Origin of the sequence: Wolbachia endosymbiont (group A) of Andrena hattorfiana, assembly GCF_947179565.1 — a bacterium.
GTDB lineage: Bacteria > Pseudomonadota > Alphaproteobacteria > Rickettsiales > Anaplasmataceae > Wolbachia.
Window position 1 is genome coordinate 13,408 of the sequence record NZ_CAMXBT010000003.1, and the last position, 22,050, is coordinate 35,457.

A 22,050-nucleotide genomic window follows, 5' to 3' on the forward strand; every position below is an offset into this window, starting at 1 on the left:
AACCCTAAATTGGGCTTGTAATTAATAAGTCCTATACTTATATATTCTTATATCAGATAATATTTACAATGGGGTACTCATTATGGGAAGAGCAATAGGCATAGATCTCGGAACAACAAATTCTTGTGTTGCAATAATGCAGGGCAAGGATACAAAGGTAATAGAAAATAAAGAAGGGGCAAGAACTACTCCATCTATAATTGCATTTACTTCGTCAGGAGAAAGGTTGATTGGCGCTCCTGCAAAAAGACAAGCAACCACCAATGCAAGTAATACTTTTTTTGCTACTAAGAGATTAATAGGCCGTCAATACGGTGATTCTGAAATGAAAAATCTAAACGTGCCGTATAAAGTGTTTGCAGCAAAAAATGGTGACGCATGGGTTAAAACCACTGATAATAAAGAATACTCTCCTAGTCAAATTGGTGCATTCATACTACAAAACATGAAAGAAGCAGCAGAAGCTTATCTTGGAGAGGAAGTAAAAGATGCTGTGATAACAGTGCCAGCATACTTCAACGACTCTCAACGTCAAGCAACAAAAGATGCAGGAAAAATCGCCGGATTAAATGTGCTCAGAATAGTAAATGAACCGACTGCTGCAGCGCTTGCTTATGGTCTTGATAAGAAACATGGGCACACAATAGTGGTATATGACCTTGGTGGTGGTACATTTGATGTCTCAATACTTGAAATAGGTGAAGGGGTTTTTGAAGTAAAGGCTACAAATGGTGACACTCATCTTGGAGGTGAAGACTTTGATAACGCAATAGTGAGTTATTTACTAGATGAATTCAAGAAAAGTAATGGCATTGATTTGAAAAATGATCCAATGGCTATGCAAAGAATCAAAGAAGCTGCTGAAAAAGCGAAAATTGAATTATCAAGTGCAATGGAAACGGAAATAAATCTACCGTTTATTACAGCTGATGCAAGTGGTCCAAAACACTTAAATATGAAATTAACGAGAGCAAAACTTGAAAGCTTAGTGAATGGTTTAATCGAAAGAACTATGGCTCCTTGTAAAAAAGCTCTTGAGGATGCTGGTTTGTTTGCTAGTCAAATTGGCGAAGTGGTTCTCGTTGGTGGCATGACTCGTATGCCAAAAGTCATAGAGAAAGTTAAAGAATTCTTTGGCAAAGATCCACATAGAGGAGTAAATCCTGATGAAGTTGTAGCAATTGGAGCTTCAATACAGGCGGGAATCATTCAAGGTGATGTAAGAGATGTGTTACTACTTGACGTGACTCCACTTTCTCTTGGTATTGAGACTCTAGGAGGAGTATTCACTCCACTTATTGAACGTAATACTACTATTCCTACTAAAAAATCTCAGGTGTTTTCAACTGCAGAAGATAACCAAACAGCCGTTACAATTAAGGTACATCAAGGTGAAAGAAAATTGGCGGTTGATAACAAGCTACTTGGTCAGTTTAGTTTGGAAGGGATACCTCCTGCTCCTCGTGGAGTTCCTCAGATCGAAGTAACATTTGACATAGATGCAAATGGAATAGCACACGTTTCTGCAAAAGATAAAGCTACTGGAAAAGAGCAAAAAATACGCATTCAATCTTCAGGTGGTCTATCTGATAATGAAATAAATCGCATGGTAAAAGAAGCTGAAGAAAAAGCGCAAGAAGATGAAAAGCGCAAAAAGTTTATTGAAGTGAAGAATCAAGCGGATAGTTTAGTTCATTCTACAGAAAAGTCTCTGACAGAGTATGGTGATAGAGTTTCACCAGAAGATAAATCTGCTATTGAAAATGCAGTTAACAAATTAAAAGAAGTTAGTAAATCTGATAACATTGATGACGCTGATTCAATCCAGCAGAAAGTTACTAATCTTTCTCAATTATCTATGAAACTTGGAGAAGCTATGTATAATGCCTCACAACAAAATAGTGCTGGAAATGGCTTTTCATCAGAAGGGAATCCAAATGATAAAGAAGAAAAAGTAGTAGATTCTGATTATCAAGACATAGATAATAAGGAAGAGAATAAATAAGGGTGTATTGTTATATCACTTTTCCTGTCATCCCAGTGTCAGCTACTTGGATGACAAGAGGAGCATGTTGTTGCTTAAAGAAACCATTATGGATATTATTAAAACAATAGAAGAAAAGATACGCGATTCGATAGATGTAATTGATATCAACATTGTCGATGAATCAGCAAAGCATGCTGATCATTATTTTGCTTCATCTTCAACATTACCTTCGCACATTAAATTAATATTAATATCTGACGGCTTTATTGGAATGAGCATTCTAAAAAGACATAAGTTGATTTATGAGTTATTGAAGGGTGAGATAGAGCTAATACATGCAATTTCTCTTCACTTATATACGCAAAACGAGTACAATTTAAAAAATAAATAATAAAAATGTGAAGGAAGAGTCTATATTAGTTAAAGCAGGAAGAAAATTTAATGACTATAAAGGTTCTATGAACCCGCCAGTTTATCATTCTTCTACTATATTATTTCCTACTTACAAGGACTACTTAAATGCAGCCAATGGAGAAAGTATATACGATGTAATTAACGATGGTGTTGCAAGGGATTATAGCTACAGTAATGTTGGTACTCCTACTGTCCATTATCTTTCAAATGCGCTGGCTGAAATTGAAGGGAGTGGACAAGCGCTTATTTATCCTTCCGGACTATTTGCACTTACTTTTGCTATTTTGACTTTCACTAAAGCAGGCTCGCACGTTTTAATTCAAGATAATAGTTATTATAGGCTTAGGAGGTTTGCAGAAAATGAGCTACCAAAAAGAGGAACAGAAGTAGCTTTTTATGATCCAACGCAGGATATAACTGATTTAATTCAGAGTAATACTTCATTGATAATGATCGAGACTCCTGGTTCTATAATGTTTGAGATTTCAAATATAGAGCATATAGTAAAAGTTGCTAAAGAACATGGAATCGTAACCGTTTGCGACAATTCATGGGCCACTCCTTTGTTATTTAAGCCGCTTGATTATGGAATTGATGTTGCACTATATTCAGTGACAAAGTATCTAGCCGGTCACTCAGATTTAGTTATGGGAGCTATTATTGCTGAAGGTAAAATTTTTAAATTGCTTTATGAGAGCTATAAAAATTATGGAGTAACCATTCAATCGCACGACTGCTACCTTGCACACAGGGGACTAAGAACACTGCACACACGTATGAAAAGGCACCAAAATACAGCAATGGAAGTGGCAAAGTGGCTAGAAGCACAGCAAAAAGTTAGAAAGGTTTTATATCCAGCACTTCCCTCCCATCCTCAACACGAATTATGGAAAAGTTACTTCAAAGGAGCAAGCGGCACATTCAGTATAGCACTGGATAGAGAATATTCATGTGAAGAACTAAGCTGCATGGTTGATCATATGAAAATTTTTAGTATTGGTGCTTCTTGGGGAGGGTGCGACAGTTTGATATTACCAGTGGATCGTAGATCTATGTCAAGATCTGTAATGAATTCAGATTGTGGTGGAAGTTTCGTGCGAATATTTTGTGGACTGGAAGATCCTGAAGATTTAATCTTTGACCTTAATGACGCACTAAAAAGGTTACCATGTTTAGACTTTCAAAACGATGAAGTAGGACATGAAACTGAGAGAATTACTGCATGATATTGTTGATGTTAACTTTGACGTTGAAATCAAGGGCGTTACATGTAATCCCAAGAGAGTCAAGGAAGGTTATCTTTTCGTTTGTGTGTCAGAAAGGGATAGGATTTACATAGATCAGATATTATCTTGTGGAGCTAAAGCGATAATTGCAAGTGATTGCATAACAAATGGTGTCATTCCAGTGCGTGACGCTGGAATTCATATTTTCCACCCAAATCCTCAAGAAATATACAGCGAAATAGTCAGCAGGTTTTATCAATTCAAACAGCCCAAATATGTTGCTGCTGTAACGGGTACGAATGGTAAAACTTCAGTAGTAGAATTTTGCCGCCAGATCTGGCAAAACTCTGGCTATAATGCTGCGTCTATTGGAACACTTGGAACATACATCAATAATGGTAGAAAAGGTAATAGCAACAGTCTTACCACTCCAGATGCAGATGACCTTTACGCAACATTGTGTGGTATAAATGTAGAACACTTAGTGTTAGAAGCATCAAGTCATGGGATTGATCAATATAGAATCCATGGATTAAAGTTGAGTGCTGCAGCTTTTACTAATTTCTCGCAAGATCATTTAGATTACCATAAAAATCTTGGTGAATATTTAGAAACTAAAAAAAGGTTATTTTACGAGGTATTACCAGAAGGAAAAACAGCGATTTTAAATGCGGATATAGATGAATACTACGCGTTGCTTAAGATAGCTGAAAAACGCAGCAACAAAGTTATCACCTATGGAAAAACAGGCTCTGATATTACTTTATTGGAGCAAACACCAACCCCTAATGGTCAACACCTTACAATAAAAATTGGTGGTGAAATTTATGATACGTTTTTTCCGGTTCTGGGGCAATTTCAAGCATATAATCTGTTGTGTGCAATGGGTATAGTTACCTCGTCTGGACTGAATTACAGAGAAATATGCGTAGAAAAACTCGTTTCTCCACCAGGAAGAATGGAAAAAGTGAAACCTTTTGCATTTGTGGATTACGCTCATACTCCAAGTGCGCTTAAACAAGCCCTATTGTCTTTAAAATGGCACTTCAATAAAAAAATAATTCTAGTTTTTGGTTGTGGTGGCAATCGTGATCAAACAAAACGCGCAGAAATGGGTAAAGTAGCACAAATATATGCAGACAAAGTGATAATCACGGATGACAATCCGCGTGATGAGAATCCTGCAGAAATTCGTCGTGGTATTTTACTACATTGCCCTAATGCGCTAGAGATAGAAGATAGAAGGGAAGCTATAGAGAAAGGAGTAGATATTGCCTATAACGAGGGTATGATTCTGCTAGTTGCAGGAAAGGGGCACGAAAGATTTCAAATCATAGGGAATCAAACCTTTGAGTTTAGTGATGTTGAGGTTATTAAAAATCACGTTTTAACATGCTGATTTTCACAATCATTCACCGTTCTTGCAAGCGATAGCACTCTCACTTCTTTTGCACCGGAGTTTAAAATTTCTTGAGAGCAAGATCTTACAGTTGCTCCGGTTGTTACCACATCATCAACTAATATCACGATTTTATTTTCGATAATTTTCTTGTTGCTTATGCTAAAAGCCTTTTTCAAATTTTTTTCACGCTGTTTAAGTGAAAGACCAGCTTGAGGCGCAGTATGGCGAAGACGTTTTATTGCAAATGGCGTATAGGATAAATTGGACAACTTACTCAACTCTTTTGCAAGCAATGCTGCTTGATTATATTTACGTTTAAACAAGCGCATTTTATGTAACGGTATAGGAATTATGACCTCTGCATTCTGAAACGTGTCCTGATTAGCTTGGTGTATCCACTTTGCATAGATTTTTACGTAATTCAAATTATCAAAAAATTTGAAATTTATAATCATGTTTTTACTATGTTGATCATAAGCAAAAACTGATCTTAATACTTTAAACGGTGGAGGATTGATGATGCACTTACCACACGTATGAATATTATCTGAGATTACTACGTCACAAACATTGCAGTAATGCTTAGTTAGAAAATTGATTTTTTTGTTGCATTCACTACACAGATTAAGATTTTCATCAATGATATATTCACAACTTACGCATACGTTCGGAAATATAAGATTTGTAGCTTTTTTTAGTAAGAAAAGGTTCACAATTCATTAAATATGTTATAAAATTTATATAGTATAGCTAAAGTAACTTGTACTTACACTCTTTCACTTTTTATTTCATCTCAATGTAATTCAAACTGAGCCACTGCTGAAAAAGCAGAACTTATAAGTATGCGGTATACCATTGACTAAAGTAGTCCCCGAATCACTCCGATTAGCACCGAACAGAAGAAATCTGTCAAACCAGGAAGAAACTCCTCAATTTAAGTTTTTAGTAGTTTTTAAGTATAGTTGTATAGGAAGCACCTCTGCAGTTATAACCGAAATTTTCACTGGTGCCATAAGTGCCCGTCGTTTAGCATGGTTTTGGGAGGAACGGTCAAATCATTGATGGAGTCTTTTAGGCTACCTCGGTTAGGAGATTGTATTATCTAACCGTTCCAAGCTGAAGCGTTTCCCTATTACAAATTATAATAAGGGAGTTACTATGAAAAAAGCAAAAAGTAAATTAGAGATCATGAATCCTGATGCAGCAGGAATAGATGTTGGTTCAGCTGTACATTATGTATGTGTACCAGAAGGAAGTGATGAACAGCGTATACAAAAATTTAGCTGCTTTACAGAGGATCTCCATAACATAGCAAAATGGCTGAAGAAATGTAAAGTTACTACAGTAGCCATGGAGTCAACAGGAGTATACTGGATTCCTTTGTTCCAAGTACTTGAATCATATGGACTTGAAGTAAAGCTTGCAAATGCAAGACATGTAAAAAATGTACCTGGAAGAAAGTCAGATGTTCAGGATTGTCAATGGCTTCAACAACTACATAGTTATGGGTTAATCCAAGGATCATTTAGGCCAGATGATCAAATGTGTGTATTGCGTGGTTATGTTCGGCAACGTAAAAACTTAATTGAAAACGCTGCTAAACATATTAATCGCATGCAAAAGGTGTTAGTACAAATGAATATTCATTTACATAAAGTGATAAGCGATATTACTGGCGCCACAGGAATGCAAATTATTAAAGCAATAGTAGAAGGTGAAAGGAATCCTGAAAAACTAGCTGAATTCAGAAGTGTGAATATGAAGAATGATAAGGCTACTATAGCAAAAGCATTAACAGGCGATTATAGAGAAGAACATTTATTTGTATTAAAGCAAGGATATGAAGCATATAATTTTTTTCAAGAAAAAATAATTGAATGTGATAAAAGTATAGAGAACTATTACAAAGCATTAGAGACGAAGTCCGATGAGAGTAAAGAGTTAGGTAAGGAAAAAAATAAGTCTAGAAGAGGCAGACCAAATTTCACCATGCGTGAGGAATTGTATCGGGTAACTGGTATAGATTTCACTAAAATTCCTGGATTTGATGTATTAACTGTACAAACCATTATTGCGGAAGTTGGCATTAATCATAATAAATGGCGATCAGAAAGGCATTGTACCTCATGGTTAGGGCTTAGCCCTGCTAATAAGATTACAGGAGAAAAAGTATTTGGAACAAAAACTCGTAAAGTTATTAATCGTGCTACGAATGCCTTGCGAATGGCTGCTTATGCTGTGGGAAATAGTAAAAGTGCATTGGGTGCATATTTTAGGAGATTAAAAAAACGGCTAGGAGCAATAAAAGCAATTACTGCTACAGCAAGAAAATTAGCATGCATCTTTTACCAAATGTTGAAATATGGACAAGAGTATGTGGAAAAAGGAATGAGCTATTACGAAACACGTTACAAAGAGAGAGTTGTAAAAAATTTAATCAAAAAAGCACAGGAATTTGGCTACATATTAGTTCAACAAGAAGAGCTAGTTAAGGGAGTTTCTTAGGAGATAAAAGCTGATGTTTTTCTGGCTCCTGTATTTCACTTAACTTACTTTGCACTTTGTTGCAAGCCCACACAAGTGGCGTTATCATTGGCGCGGCAGCCCAAATGATAGCAGCGCAAGCATAACTTACAATCTTGTTAAATACTTCAGCTACTGCACTAGCACAATCTTGCCCAGCACTTAAAAATGCATTTGAATGATCAACTAATGATTTTGTACTTGCTTTTAAACAATAGTCCCCTGTTATTTTTGACAATAACTTGGCTGGAAAGTATGACGAATATGCCACCATCAAAAATAAAGGTTTCAATATTATGCTAGCTGCTAGAAAAGCACCCCGTTCACAAAGTGGAAACACTTCCTCTGCTCTGTGGCCCACGTATTCACATTTATCATTGTTTTTATAATACTTGTTATAATCGTCTTTACTCTCAACTCCACAAATTACATCTTTTACAGGTCCTAATATATTATCAACATAATGTACAGACTTATAGAAACTATTTTCTGGAACTAGTGTGCAATCTTCTGCTCTCTTAGCAGGTACAACTCCATATTTAACGTACCTTCTAAAGTATCGATATACTGACATTCTTATCTCCAAATCATAAATATGCAACCTAGCCTAATATAATTAAGAAATAGTTTATGCTTGATTTAATAAATATGTTTTAAGATACCTGCCTGTAACACTTTCTGGAATTTTTACCACTTCTTCTGGAGTTCCTGTAGCAATCACTTCTCCGCCTTTTATTCCGCCCTCTGGTCCGATGTCTATTATATAATCTGCAGTTTTTATAACGTGCAAATTGTGCTCGATAACTATAACAGTGTTTCCCAGATCGACTAATCTATAGAGTATTTTTAGTAAGTTATTTATATCTTCAAAGTGTAATCCAGTTGTTGGCTCATCAAGAATATACAATGTTCTTCCGGTAAATCGTTTTGATAGCTCTTTGGACAGCTTTATTCGTTGTGCTTCACCCCCAGACAACGTTGTTGACGACTGTCCGAGTTTTATATAGCCAAGCCCCACTTCCTGCAAAGAAACCAACTTTTCTTTTACCATTGGAAGGTTTTCAAAAAAATCATAAGCCTGATCTATCGTCATATCAAGCACATCAGAGATTGATTTTCCTTTATAAGTAACTTCCAATGTTTCACGATTATACCTTCGCCCTTTACACTGCTCACACTTCACATAAACGTCCGGTAGAAAATGCATCTCTATCTTTAAGTGCCCATCACCTTTACAAGCCTCACACCTTCCCCCTCTGATATTAAATGAAAACCGGCCTATATTATATCCCCTTGCTTTTGACTCCGAAAGACCTGCAAACCAATTTCTTATATGAGTAAACATACCGACATATGTTGCTGGATTTGAAGCAGGAGTTCTCCCAATTGGCGACTGATCAACTTCTATAACTTTATCTATATATTCAAGGCCTTCTATTCTATCACACCGACCATACCGTGCAGACGAATGATATATCTTATGTGCTGAATATTTATATAACGTTTCTATGACTAAACTTGATTTTCCCCCTCCTGATATTCCAGTAACACAAATAAGATTCCCTATAGGAAATTTAACGTTCACATTTTTTAAGTTATTTTCACATGCATTTATTACTTTTATGAACTGAGTTGTTTGCTTTCTTCTCCTTGGAATTAAAATTTTTTTCTCTCCACTCAAATATTGCCCTATTATGCTCCCTGAATTTCTTTGCACCTGGTCTGGTGTTCCTTCTGCAATAACTTTTCCACCATTTACGCCAGCTCCAGGACCAATATCAATCGCATAATCAGCAGCCATTATTGTATCTTCATCATGCTCAACAACGATTACAGTGTTACCCATGTCTCTCAAGTCTTTCAGTGTAGCAATTAACCGGTCATTATCGCATTGATGAAGGCCTATCGAGGGTTCATCAAGCACATACAGCACTCCTGTTAAACCAGAGCCAATTTGCGAAGCAAGTCTGATCCTCTGACTCTCACCGCCAGAGAGAGTGCTAGATTCTCGATCGAGCGTTAGGTAATTCAACCCTACACTCTTTAGAAATGCTAGCCTCTTGATTATTTCATTTAATATTTTACTTGAGATTTGCTTCTGTTGTTCTGTGAGCTTGTCTGGCAAATTTTCAAACCACTTAAGGGATTTATCGATGCTGAGCCCTGATATTTCACCTATATGTCTGCTATCAATTTTCACTGTGAGTGCTTCTTTTCTCAATCTATAGCCAGTACATTCCTTACAATGAATAACAGAGCAGTATCGCTCAACAAGCGTTTCATCATAATCCATCTGGTTCTCCAAGATACTGATCAAACCTTGAAATTTATTAGAGCCAAAGAGTATCATATCTTTTACTTCTTGATCTATGTTCTTCCACGGAACATCAAGGCTAAATTTACAATTTTCAGCCAGTGATAGAATTGCACTTTTTAGAAATCCATAACTTATGTGCACTTGACGGAACATTGGTCCTACTGGCTTTAAAGCACCCTCAGATATTGAAAGAGTTTCATCTGGCACTATCAGCTTTACATCAACAGCCAGCTTTTTACCAAGCCCATTACACGAACCACATGCACCGTAAGGGCTGTTAAAAGAAAATAATCTTGGTTCTATTTCCTCAAGAGTGAAACCAGACTCGGGGCATGCAAAATTCTCTGAAAAAGTCAGAATTTGACCATTTTTATACTCGGAATTATGGTTGTCAGGTAGGGTTACTACTTCTACATACATTAGACCATTACCAAGTTTTAGTGCTGATTCTATACTACTTGGCAGTCGATTTCCTATATCGCCCAATATTGATATTCTATCTGCAACCACAAAAATGTCGTGTTTCTTGTTCTTATCGAGTTTAGGCAAGTCATCTACATTGTACACTTCACCATCTATTTTGAACCTTACGTAACCTTGTCTTTTAATTTCCAATATCTCTTTGAGATGTTCTCCCTTTCTACCACGCACAACAGGGGCAAGTATATATATTTTAGTTTCTAAAGGTAACACAATTATAGTATCTACAATTTGAGATACAGTTTGCTTTGTTATCGGTAATCCAGTTGCAGGTGAATAAGGAACCCCTATTCGTGCATATACTAAGCGCAAGTAATCGTAAATTTCGGTAACAGTTCCAACTGTTGACCTTGGATTTTTTGAGATCGATTTCTGGTTGATAGATATTGCAGGGGAAAGACCTGTAATCGACTCAACATCTGGTTTATCCTGAATGTTGAGAAATTGACGCGCGTAAGCTGATAGGCTTTCAACGTATCGGCGTTGGCCTTCTGCATAAATCGTATCAAATGCGAGACTAGATTTACCAGAACCACTTAGCCCAGTTATAACAACTAACTTATTTTTCGGTATATTGACATCTATACCTTGCAGATTATGTTCCCTTGCACCCTTAACTCTTATAAAATCGTCCATATTATACTATATAACGTATTTTAACCATTATAGCCTTAAAATACATGAATTTACAGTGATATGTTGATTTTCTATTGATTTTTTCAACTGTTACGGAAAATTAGGCAGCGTTTGATAAATCGTCATTCCGCTACTTGTTAGCGGAATCTATGCTGAGATACCGGGCGGTATGAAGTAGGGCTGTACAACTTATGTTAGAGTCTTAGGGCAAATCTACTACCTATAAATTCTAAACTGTTGTTACGTATTAGGACCACCAAATACATCCCCAGGACCCAAAGTCAGTTTAGCTATATCAGAAAACAGGTTATGTGGAAATCTTAAAATACTTCTTGTTCGCCAAGCAAAATAAATACATTCCTACAAACAAGCAGATGCTTAATACTGACACATAAGAAAACTTAAAAATTAAATCTCTAATATATATTGCTAAGCATTTACCTGCAGAAAATTTGTATAGTAATCCAACACATACAACGGCACTATCAATTACTGATGCCATAATTAAAGTAATGAAATTTGCCATATGAAAATTCAACTTGGACTTCAATTTTTCAAAAACAATTATGCTTGAGAGAAGAGATACCAAAATTGCAGCATATGAAGTCAATATCATCAAACTAAAACTTTGCCATTTTAAAATACAGCATAGTGCTGTACACACTATTAAGCTATACGTAGCTTTTTCTTTGCCATAAAATTCAACCATTGAATTTACAACTAAAGCAGCTCCTATAAATAAAGCAGCACATATCATCAATTTATTTGAAGTGTTGAGTAAAGAAAGACTGATAAATAAGAGTGTCGGTAAAATAGACATAACTACCTACCCAAATTTAATGACATACATTTATTTTAAGTAAATATTGCACATAGTGAAAGAGTTATTTAACCTAATGGAAAACAAAAAACATTTTAAACTGACATGCTATAGCTACCCAAGAAAGGTTTTCCTATGTCATACCGCCGCGGCCGCTAACAAGCAGCGGGATGACGAGTTTGTCGTTTATCAAATCGTCTGTAAACCTAAGTTACTTTAGCTATATAATAACTATTTCCCAAATCTTTCAGATTTACTTTTAAAACATCCTTTATGTTTAGCACCTTTTTCTCTGTTACTTCACCAATATATGAATAAACTACGCCTTTAAACAATTCTTCAAACCTCTGCTGATTTTGTGGTGCAATAGTAACCAAAATTCTACTTTGCGATTCAGAAAACATTATTATCTTGTTTATTATGTCTGTATTTTGTGTTTTTCCTATTGGTACTAGTGAAAGATCGATTTCAGCACCAAGGTCTCCTGCAATTAGCGATTTTGCCAGAGCAATAATTAATCCGCCCAAGTTTGGTGCAATTGCAGAGGCAATTATGCCATCTTTTATTGCCTGGTTGTAACGCTCATACAACTTCCTAGCGCTCTTTGCATCAACTTTTGGCACGTTGTTATTATTTATTCCACTATATAACTGATATTCAGATCTGCCAAGCTCATCGTGGGTTGTACCAAGCACATATATCAAGTCCCCTGGCGTTTTCACATCAAGCGATACCGCATTTTCAATATTTTCTATAACTCCAATTGCTGAAATGAGTAATGAAGGTGGTGCAGATATCATCACTTTCTCGCCATTTTCGTCATATCCCTTGAAGTCATTGAACATACTGTCTTTTCCGGATATGAATGGCGTTTTAAATGCAGTTGCAAAGTCGTAACAAGCCTCTGCAGCTCTCTTTAGCTGCCATAGCCTTTCTGGATTATAAGCATCGCACCAGCAAAAATTGTCGAGCAACGCTAGATGATTTATATTTCCTCCTGCAGCTACGTAGTTGCGTATTGCAGTGTCAATCGCACATGCTGCCATGTGATAAGTGTCAATTTCTCCATAACTTGAGCCAAATCCCTGCGATTTTACAACACCTTTGTTTGAAGAAAGGACTGGCCTCGAGACAACAGCTTCACTGCACACTCTTCCCTTGCCTTGCAGTGGTTTCAGTATTGACGATCCTTGAACCTCATGGTCATATTGCACCACTATAAACTCTTTGCTGCGTATGTTTGGTCTGCTTAGCATTTCTTTTAGCTCGACTTCTAAAAAAGACGGATTTCCAGCGCGTGAGGCTGGCTGGTCAGCTACTTGGATGAAAGGGGAGGGGGCTTTAGACCATGGCTTTATCTGTAAATGCACTTTGGGATTACCGTCATGCAGAAATTCAGTTTCGATGTCCATTATTACTTTCCCTTCAGGACATTTAACAACAGCTTTACCACTTTCGTTAAACTCTCCAATCACACAAACCTCCACATCATGTTTTTTCATGATTTGCTTAAACATAGGAAGATTTTCTTCTGGCACTGCTAAGGTCATTCTCTCTTGTGATTCTGATATCCATATTTCCCACGGAGCCATACCATCGTTTTTAAGGAGAACCTTGCTCAAATCAACTTCAAATCCGTCTTTTCCCATTTCACCAATGGACGATGATAGACCGCCTGCTCCATTATCCGTTATTGCATTATAAAGACCAAGCTCTCTTGCTTTTATGACGGCATTGGATAGTTTTTTTTGTGTTATGGGGTCGCCAATTTGCACAATCGTTGAAGGGCTGTTTCCCGACAAAGCCTCTGAAGAAAACGTTGCACCGTGAATTCCATCTCTTCCAACTCTTCCACCAATAATTACGATTTTATCGCCATTTTTTGGTCCTTTAATGTGTGAAGGTGCATTATTTATATTGCGTGGAATAATTCCAACGCTTCCGACAAAAACTAATGGCTTTCCACAAAATCTATCGTCAAAATATACTGATCCAAGTTGTGTTGGAATACCGCAGCAGTTGCCAGCAACATTAACGCCATGAATCACTTCTTTCATTATATATTTTGGCGGTAAAATCTCATCAGTATGCTCCTTGTCCCTATAAAATTTGCCTTTTGCTTCTTTGGCAAAGCAAAAGTAATAGGTATTCATTATAGGCTCCGCACCTTTCCCGAAACCCACTATATCACGATTAACTCCAAGCACTCCGGTCATTGCTCCACCAAATGGATCAAGAGCTGAAGGGCTATTGTGAGTTTCAACTTTATCTACAATCAAGTAATCGTCATCAAAAATTATTCCTCCTGCGTTGTCGGAGAAAACTGACACGCATATGTCATAATTTATCTCACGCGTTGCACGCTTTATATAATGAGCATATAGACCGTCTTTTATTTCATCAATAGGGGAGCAAAAAATATTGTGTTTACAATGTTCAGACCAAGTCTGTGCCAGAGACTCAAGTTCAATATCATATGGATTTCTACCGAGTTTTTTAAAGTAATCCTTTATAGCTTTCATTGCTGCCAGCGAGAGCCCTAAAGTGCCATTACCATCGATTCCATCTCTGCTGATTTTTTCAAGCTCTTGGTCACTCACATTGAGGTCAACAGACTTAGCGTCCTTTTTCACGGATTGATACTGAGTAAACTTCTTATATTTACCATAATATTTCCAGCTATAGTTATTATTTTTCTTACAGATAAGTGTGCAATATTCAGTGATAGGGTTGAATTCTTGTTTTATATCATCTTCAGTTGGCAAATTCCCTTGACTTAGAATCAATTTTGAACTTCTTGCTTTGATCTCAATTGGTGTCATTCCAGCGCGTGACGCTGGAATCTGCGTTTTCTCTTTCTGGATCCCAGTGTCAGCTACTTGGATGACAGAAGGGAGGGCTGGGATGACAGGCTGGTCGATATAGCCTTTGCTTATTAAATATTCTGTAATAATTTGTTTTGCTGTGTTGCCTACATTGTCGGTCATGCCAGGTAAAAAGCTTATCTCCAAGCCCCACTTTGCTTGTGGTTCTATGAAGTTATATTGAACTTCTTCAAGGTTTTCATTGTAGGAATAATAACGGCAGTCTTGTATGACTTTATTATAAAATAGCCCACAAATTTCTTCATGTAATTTTGATGGTAATTCTTTGCTTATGTAAATCAAGTAAACATTAACTACCCTTCTGCGGCCAACTTGTTCACATTTATTTAAAACTTCTATTCTGATGTTTGCCATGTAATATTGTGAAAGACTTTAATATATCATAGCATAAGAAACTGCGAGCACATTTATATTTTGAGTGATTTCTATATAATAAAATATTGTATTAATTGTTACTGTTAGTGGGAAGAGTTTTTACCGTTAATGTGGATGAGTCCTTTTTCAATGTATTGGTTCAGCACATATTTTCTGAATATGAAAGAGAAAAAATTCCCGAGATAAAGATCATACTTCCCTGCAAAAGGGATGTAATAGCGCTGCTGAGTGCGTTCAAGAATTATAACGCTAAAAAATGCATAATTTTGCCAGAGATAGTTTCGCTAGAGAACATTGATGAGGAGGATTTAATATTAAATCTTGATAGAGTTAAAGTTATCAATCCAACAAAGAGGACGCTGCTACTCATTCAATTCATATTGGAGTGGAATAGAAAAAATAATGATAATTTCCCTATTGATTTAGCCTATAGCCTGCCATCATTGCTTGATAAAATTCAATCTACCCAAACAACGGATTGTTATCAATTCGATGAACATTCAAAAAAAATAGAGAATTTCATAAGCTTACTCATTGAGAGTTGGAATAAAATTTTAAAAGATTTAGGAGTAGTAGATATATTAGAACATAAGAGTGATTACATAAACAATATGATAATCTCTTTACAAAAAGACCAACATATAATCTTTGTTGGAATTGGAAAGGATAAGTCGTTAATTAAGGCTATATATGACCTGCCGTTTGGAAAAATAATTTTGCCTAATCTGAATTTGAAAATTAAAGAGAAAGATTGGCAATCACTTGATAAAAAACATTATCAATATTGCCTGAAAGATCTGCTCGATTATTTAAAAGTGGATAGAAGGGATGTTAGCTGCTTGAACACTATAGAGAATGAAATAACTGACTATGTTTTTGATACAACTGCCGATCTAAGCAAAGTTAGTAATGGACATATTGGCAATATTGAAGTCATCACTTGTGATTCCAGAGAGGAAGAAGCACAAGTGACATCATTAATTATAGAGAATGAAGGTTATGAAAACGTTTCTTTGGTTGTCTTTGATAAATTACTTGCAGCTCGTATAGCATGTTTATCAAGGCAACACAGTGCCATACCGGAAAATTATCCTTATATAACACTCCTACTTTATAGTATCGAAGTTTTGACCTCAAATTGGAGCAGTGTGTCATTACTTTCGCTCCTTAAACATAGGCTAGTGACTTTTGATTACACTCAAGAAGAGTACTCTCAGATTTTATCTGAATTTGAAATAGAGATATTACGCAACTTTAGTACAAATGGCCTTAAAGATATTATAGATGCTATTAATACCTATAAAAAGCTAAAACATAAAGAGGATATATTACTTATTATCAATAGGTTAGAGGCTATACTTAATCTTTTACTTAACTCTATAAATTGCCCTATTTCTGATGTGGTGGCAACTCATTTGCAGTGTATTAATATGCTATCTGGTATAAATTTTTCAGAGCTAAATAGTGAAATAGGTAATTTCACCTGTAATTTCTTGAATGCATGTGAGGGTATAGAAATTAAGTACTCCTTAGAGTTATATAGCCAAATTCTGACCTTATTTTTAGAGAAAGAGTTTTTCTCTGTAGCAAATGACTTGAATAAATTCAGCTTATATCACAACAAAGTTGTAATACTCGCTGGATTTAATGAAGCGCCAAGCTTTCAAAGTCCGCTTTTGAATGCACTTACGAGAGAAAAATTTAACCTTCCTTCTGCGCAAGAAGAGCAGGGGTATTTTTTTTATACTTTACACAATTTGTTTTGTACAAGTAAGGTTTATATTACAAGATCGCTAAGCAATAGAAAACCAATTCTATTGCAGCGTTTGGAAATTCTGCTCAAGGAGGGGAAACAGCCGTATCGCGATTGGCTGAGGATATTAAATACGCCTGAATGTACTGTTCCATGTACTCAGCCTATGCCAAAACCTCAAACCGAAGTTAGAAAAGAAAAAATGCAGGTGATGTCTTGCAGTGCAATAGAAAAGCTAATTCGTAATCCTTATTCATTTTACGTTGAATATATACTGGGCCTTAAACAATTAAGAGACTTGAATTTTAAGCCATCGATATTGGAATTTGGCACTATGGTGCACAACATTCTTGCAAGATATTTACGCAACAAAAAGTCGCCAATGAGCATTGCACGAAAAGCATTCTCGACTAATCAGTTTAATTTTTCAAATATGTGGTGGGTAAGACTGCAAAGGATAATTCAATCTTTTGTCGAATTTGATGAAACTCGAAGCAATTATGTTGAGTTGGAAAAGAGCTTTTCCTGTCCGATATTTCATATTCCAGCGCGTGACACACAACTGCGCGGATGCTGTACGACTTCCACTAAGAAGAAGGGTGTCATCCCAGTGCTTGACTACTTGGATCCAGAAAACTCAATTGCAACCAAACAACCGTATAATGAAAACTGGATTCCAGTGTCAGCTACTTGCATGACAAAAGCAATTTCACTGACAGCAAGATGTGATAGAGTTGAGTATCTACCAAGTGGGCAAGTAGCAATTATAGATTATAAACTTGGTTCACCACCTTCCAACGAAGAAGTAATGTCGGGGTTTTTTCCGCAATTAATTTTACAAGCCTTAGCGGTAGAACATATAACAAGAAGAGAAGTCTCAGAACTTGCTTATTGGAAACTTGATTATGATAAAATAAAAGTTATTTCTATACAAAATTATAGATACAAAATGCAAGAATTAAAAAATGATCTGCCTGGTTTTTTATCTAATTATTTAAGTAATTCCACACCTTTTATTGCCTCTCCATATTTTGATAAATTCCTGAGATTTAACAGCTATAAACAGCTAGAAAGGGTAGGGGAGTGGTTGTAAATGGTGTCATCCAAGTAGCTGACACTGGTTTTCCTTTATGACGGCAGTGCCACTATGATGTCATTCCAGTCTGGAATCCAGCCTTTCCATCCAAGACGGTGTCATCCGAGTAGCTGACACTGGTTCCTTTGTGACGGTGTCATCCCAGTGCCCAGACACTGGGATCCAGAAAAGTTTGCTTGTAAGCAAGCAAACTAGCATAGAAAGTGGTTGTTAAAACACAACGTTTTTGATGAGATTATATGGAAAACTGGATTCCAGACTGGAATGACAAGTTCTCGGCAACCCCTACGTCATACCGCCGTGGTATCTCTAGATCCCGCTAACACGTAGCGGGATGACGATTGTCAGGATAGTACCTTCTCCTATCATCCCAGTGCCCAGACTACTTGGATCCAGAAAACTTAACTTTAAATAAGTGGCTGCATAATAAAGACTAGATTCCAGCGTCACGCGCTGGAATGAAACCATTTTCGGTCTCTTAAATTGCTTTAGCTACAAACATTAAGAAATTTACCAAATAAAAAAAAGGCAAAGAAATCCCGTGGTGCGAGTTTTGACCCTCTAATACTTTAAATTGGCGCTGTAATAATGTGCTGACGCTTAGTTTAAGCGCGATTTGGCTGAATGTAGAAAAAATTTAAAAGACATGCAGCCGCTATAATTTTATGTAATCCGCCAAAAAATACCCTAAGTTTTTTACTGAATTTTGTCATTGGACCTGCGCAGATCAAAAACAAGTTTTGAGTCAAAAATACCCTCACTATCATAATAAGGGGGCTGGCGGAGTTTGTCAAGGAAGTTTTTTCGTTTCTATTCCCAAGAAAAGTTCGTTATATGGTTATGCAAGAAGTCTATTATATTTCCTTACCCATTTGCTTAACTTTCTCTCTACTTTTTTTGAATAAGGTCACTATTGGCATGACAAACATTCATCGTAGTCAATATCTGTTTTGTGTTGCAATATTTCACTTTTTTTGAATATGTCATGCGAAACCTTGTCAGCTCTCTGCATTGATTGTGATCTGCAGTAATATAAGCTCTTCAATCCTTTTTTCCAGGCAAGCATGTGTATTTTATGCAAGTAACGTTTGTGTATGTTGGCAGGCAAGAACAGATTGACTGATTGAGACTGACAAACATACGGAGTTCTATCACTTGCATGTTCTATAATCCATCTTTGATCAAGCTCGTACGCTGTTTTAAATGTCAGTTTTTCATGCTCACTAAGAAAATCTAAATGCTGAACGGAACCCTCGCTTGTCGAAATTGAAGACCATATTTTATCATTGTCTTGATTTTTTTCTGCTAATAGTTTTTGCAAGAATTTATTTCGCACTACAAATGAGCCTGTCAGTGTCTTTTGTATGAATACGTTTGCTGCATATGGCTCTATTCCAGGAGAGGTATTGCCTGCAATAATGGAGATTGAGGCAGTTGGAGCAATAGCGAGCTTGTGTGTAAACCTTTCCATTAGATCGATTTCTTTGGCATCAAGACATGCCCCCTTTTCTTCTGCCAATTTTTTAGAAACTATATCTGCTTGCTCACGTAAATACTTAAATATTTTTTTATTCCATTGTTGTGCTATTACTGATTCAAAAGGAACCATTTTGCTTTGTAAAAATGAATGAAAACCCATCACACCAAAACCAATACTGCGTTCTCTGGCTGCAGAATATTTTGCTCGCTGCATTTCATTCGGTGCTTTATTTATGAAATCTTCCAATACATTATCAAGAAAGCGCATTATATCTTCTATGAAGAGTTTATTGTCTTTCCATTCTTCGTAGTACTCAAGGTTTACGGATGATAGACAACACACAGCAGTGCGTGACTTATTCAGGTGATCATAACCTGTAGTTAAAGTTATTTCACTGCATAGATTTGACATCTTGATGTCTAAGTTGAGCTTTTTGTAAGATTCTGGCTTATTGTTATTTGTTGCATCAAGGAAAATAATGTAAGGTTCTCCAGTTTCAACTCTTGCTGTTAATATTTTGATCCATATATCCCGCGCTTTTACAGTTGAAATAACCTTATTGTTGTGAGGGCTTATTAAATTCCATTCTTGATCATTCTCAACAGCCTGCATAAATTTATCTGTTACTATTACAGCATGATGTATATTTAACGCTTTGCGATTTGGGTCACCGCCTGTTGGCTTGCGCAAATCCAGAAACTCTTCTATCTCCGGATGAGATACAGGAAGATAGACTGCTGAACTTCCTCGCCTTAAGGATCCCTGACTAATTGCGAGCGTTAGAGCATTTTGCACCACAATAAATGGTACAATTCCTGATGTTTTACCACTACCTTTTACACTTTCACCAATTGAACGTAAATTTCCCCAATAACTACCTATGCCTCCTCCACGTGCAGCAAGCCAAACATTTTCATTCCATAAGTCAACTATTCCCTGCAAGCTGTCTTCGGTTTCATTAAGAAAGCAAGAGATAGGCAACCCTCTCTTGGTGCCACCATTGCTGAGTATTGGTGTTGAAGGCATGAACCACAAGTTGCTCATGTAGTCATAAAGACGCTGCGCATGTTCTTTGTTATCAGAATAGTAATTAGCAATACGTGCAAAGAGGTCTTGGTAACTTTCATTTTCTATTAAATACCTGTCTGATAGAACTGCTTTTCCAAAATCGGTTAATTTGCTATCCTTTGCGTAATTAATAGTAATGTTATTCATAAAATTCCTTTTATTCTTTTATTATATATAGATACTTAAAAGCCACTTTGAGCGATTTTTAAGTTAGGTTTTTCGGATTTTCTTGTTGATGCTGTAATGCAAACAAGATACCGTCAACCTGACTGCCATATATTTTACAGTAACTCATATAACTTATCTGCATATTTATTTTTTTTGCAACATGTTGAACATAACTTTCTGAGTGACGAAAATAGTCTCCTTTGTTTACAAAGTCAATACCTTCACCTTCCTTTCTTCTTATTAAACATATAATAACCCCTTTTTTGCTCGTAGATCTTTTTGCTAATTCCAATTCTTCTTGAAAGTCATGTAGATAATGTAGCACTTCAGCAAAGATAATTACATCATACTGCTGGTTTTTCTTTTGTTTAAGAAACTCTTTCATTTCCATATGTATTAATTCATTGTAAACAGGCTTACCTTTTATAAAGCATCCTCTTGCGATATTTAGCATTCTACTTGAAATGTCAATTCCTGTTATGTGGCTTCCAGTACTATTTATTTTCAAGAAATGACCACATATTCCAGTCCCACAACCAAGGTCAAGTATATTGAGCTCAGAAGTGGAGTTGTTGAAGATTTTTGTAATTATCATGTGTACAAGTTCATGCCCTCTATACTGTTTAGCAATCAACCAATGCTCAACAAAATATTCACCTGTGTAATCAAAATATTGTCTTATGAGGTTTTTTGGCAATTCTGTAATAGGCGCTGAGTTTGTCATTTTTTTTATATAGTAAGATGCCTCCTCGTGATCACTATCTAATTTTAGTGTCTGTGTTAAATAATTATAAGCTTTATTAGTATTCCCTACTGCAAAATGACACCTTCCGATGTTATACCAGACTATGGGTAAATGGGGGTAAAATATGCTAATTAACCAAAATCGTAACTTTGCATCTGATATGCTACCTTTATAAAAGTGATATAAACCGATTTCAATGTTGGTATTTAAAAGGTTCTTAGATTTTTTAAGAAGCACTGTCATTTCTTTATGAAGAGTATTATATTTATTCACAATGAAGTGTTTTACTTTCTTAATATTTAATACACCAATGAGCTTAGACATACAATTTAAAGCAACGTTTTTTATAAAAGAGAGATTACTTTTCATACATGAGAAATACTCCGAATATTCATTATCATTTTTAGGCAATTGATTTTAACACATTTTATCTTACAAAATATCTTTTTTATTAATTTTTACTGTATATATAAGTTTACCGCATATTTCTCAGATTGTACTGTTTAGGATTGCTAGTATATTGTTGTTGATAATATAAGTAAATGTTTTGTGCAAAAAGGCATTGACATATTATTTATTAGGTTATAATATATAAAAGATTAATTTAGTTTTTAGATGTTTGACAAGTTTTATGGTAGAGATTAATTTAATCTCAATTCAATTTTAATAATATTT

The 22,050-nt window shown here is 35.9% G+C and carries 13 protein-coding genes; 6 read left to right on the forward strand and 7 right to left on the reverse strand.

The features are described 5' to 3' along the window. The first annotated feature begins 82 nt into the window (after positions 1 to 82). The 4 genes from dnaK to OM966_RS04940 all read left to right on the forward strand — a co-directional run bounded on the left by dnaK (position 83) and on the right by OM966_RS04940 (position 5,026). Positions 83 to 2,005, forward strand: a complete 1,923-nt coding sequence (dnaK, locus tag OM966_RS04925; RefSeq protein WP_264329060.1) for a molecular chaperone DnaK — start codon at positions 83 to 85, stop codon at positions 2,003 to 2,005. A gap of 88 nt (positions 2,006 to 2,093) precedes the next feature. Further along, on the forward strand, positions 2,094 to 2,378 hold the full coding sequence (locus OM966_RS04930) for a BolA family protein (protein WP_253309613.1): 285 nt from the start codon (positions 2,094 to 2,096) through the stop codon (positions 2,376 to 2,378). Positions 2,379 to 2,385: 7 nt separating this feature from the next. Beyond that, positions 2,386 to 3,627 (forward strand): cystathionine beta-lyase, encoded by a 1,242-nt coding sequence (gene metC, locus OM966_RS04935; protein WP_264329061.1) that lies wholly within the window; start codon positions 2,386 to 2,388, stop codon positions 3,625 to 3,627. After that, positions 3,602 to 5,026 (forward strand): UDP-N-acetylmuramoyl-L-alanyl-D-glutamate--2,6-diaminopimelate ligase, encoded by a 1,425-nt coding sequence (locus OM966_RS04940; RefSeq protein WP_264329062.1) that lies wholly within the window; start codon positions 3,602 to 3,604, stop codon positions 5,024 to 5,026. The genes metC and OM966_RS04940 overlap by 26 nt, the downstream gene beginning before the upstream one ends. Here the strand turns inward: OM966_RS04940 and OM966_RS04945 are convergent. Then, entirely contained in the window at positions 5,008 to 5,742 is a 735-nt protein-coding gene (locus OM966_RS04945; protein ID WP_264329063.1) for a ComF family protein, read from the reverse strand. The two genes, OM966_RS04940 and OM966_RS04945, sit on opposite strands and share 19 nt — an antisense overlap. Positions 5,743 to 6,187: 445 nt before the next feature. On the opposite strand from OM966_RS04945, the gene OM966_RS04950 reads away from it, so the two are divergent. Then, a complete protein-coding gene (locus OM966_RS04950; protein ID WP_264329064.1) occupies positions 6,188 to 7,534 on the forward strand; it encodes an IS110 family RNA-guided transposase in 1,347 nt (448 codons plus the stop codon). Here OM966_RS04950 and OM966_RS04955 read toward each other — a convergent pair. From OM966_RS04955 to OM966_RS04970, 4 genes are all read right to left on the reverse strand, one after another. After that, a complete protein-coding gene (locus OM966_RS04955) occupies positions 7,518 to 8,126 on the reverse strand; it encodes a hypothetical protein (RefSeq protein ID WP_264329065.1) in 609 nt (202 codons plus the stop codon). The two genes, OM966_RS04950 and OM966_RS04955, sit on opposite strands and share 17 nt — an antisense overlap. A 54-nt stretch (positions 8,127 to 8,180) precedes the next feature. Further along, positions 8,181 to 10,985, reverse strand: coding sequence for an excinuclease ABC subunit UvrA (gene uvrA / locus OM966_RS04960; RefSeq protein WP_264329066.1), 2,805 nt, complete (start codon positions 10,983 to 10,985; stop codon positions 8,181 to 8,183). Positions 10,986 to 11,292: 307 nt separating this feature from the next. After that, positions 11,293 to 11,805, reverse strand: coding sequence for a hypothetical protein (locus tag OM966_RS04965; protein WP_264329067.1), 513 nt, complete (start codon positions 11,803 to 11,805; stop codon positions 11,293 to 11,295). A 206-nt stretch (positions 11,806 to 12,011) separates the two neighbouring features. Continuing rightward, positions 12,012 to 15,044, reverse strand: coding sequence for a phosphoribosylformylglycinamidine synthase subunit PurL (locus tag OM966_RS04970; protein WP_264329068.1), 3,033 nt, complete (start codon positions 15,042 to 15,044; stop codon positions 12,012 to 12,014). Positions 15,045 to 15,151: 107 nt separating this feature from the next. On the opposite strand from OM966_RS04970, the gene OM966_RS04975 reads away from it, so the two are divergent. Continuing rightward, entirely contained in the window at positions 15,152 to 17,911 is a 2,760-nt protein-coding gene (locus OM966_RS04975) for a PD-(D/E)XK nuclease family protein (RefSeq protein WP_264329380.1), read from the forward strand. 913 nt (positions 17,912 to 18,824) lie between these two features. Here the strand turns inward: OM966_RS04975 and OM966_RS04980 are convergent. Both OM966_RS04980 and OM966_RS04985 read right to left on the reverse strand, forming a co-directional pair. Then, positions 18,825 to 20,609, reverse strand: coding sequence for a ribonucleoside-diphosphate reductase subunit alpha (locus OM966_RS04980; RefSeq protein WP_264329069.1), 1,785 nt, complete (start codon positions 20,607 to 20,609; stop codon positions 18,825 to 18,827). Between the two features lie 58 nt (positions 20,610 to 20,667). After that, on the reverse strand, positions 20,668 to 21,744 hold the full coding sequence (locus tag OM966_RS04985; RefSeq protein WP_264329070.1) for a methyltransferase domain-containing protein: 1,077 nt from the start codon (positions 21,742 to 21,744) through the stop codon (positions 20,668 to 20,670). Positions 21,745 to 22,050: the final 306 nt, after the last annotated feature.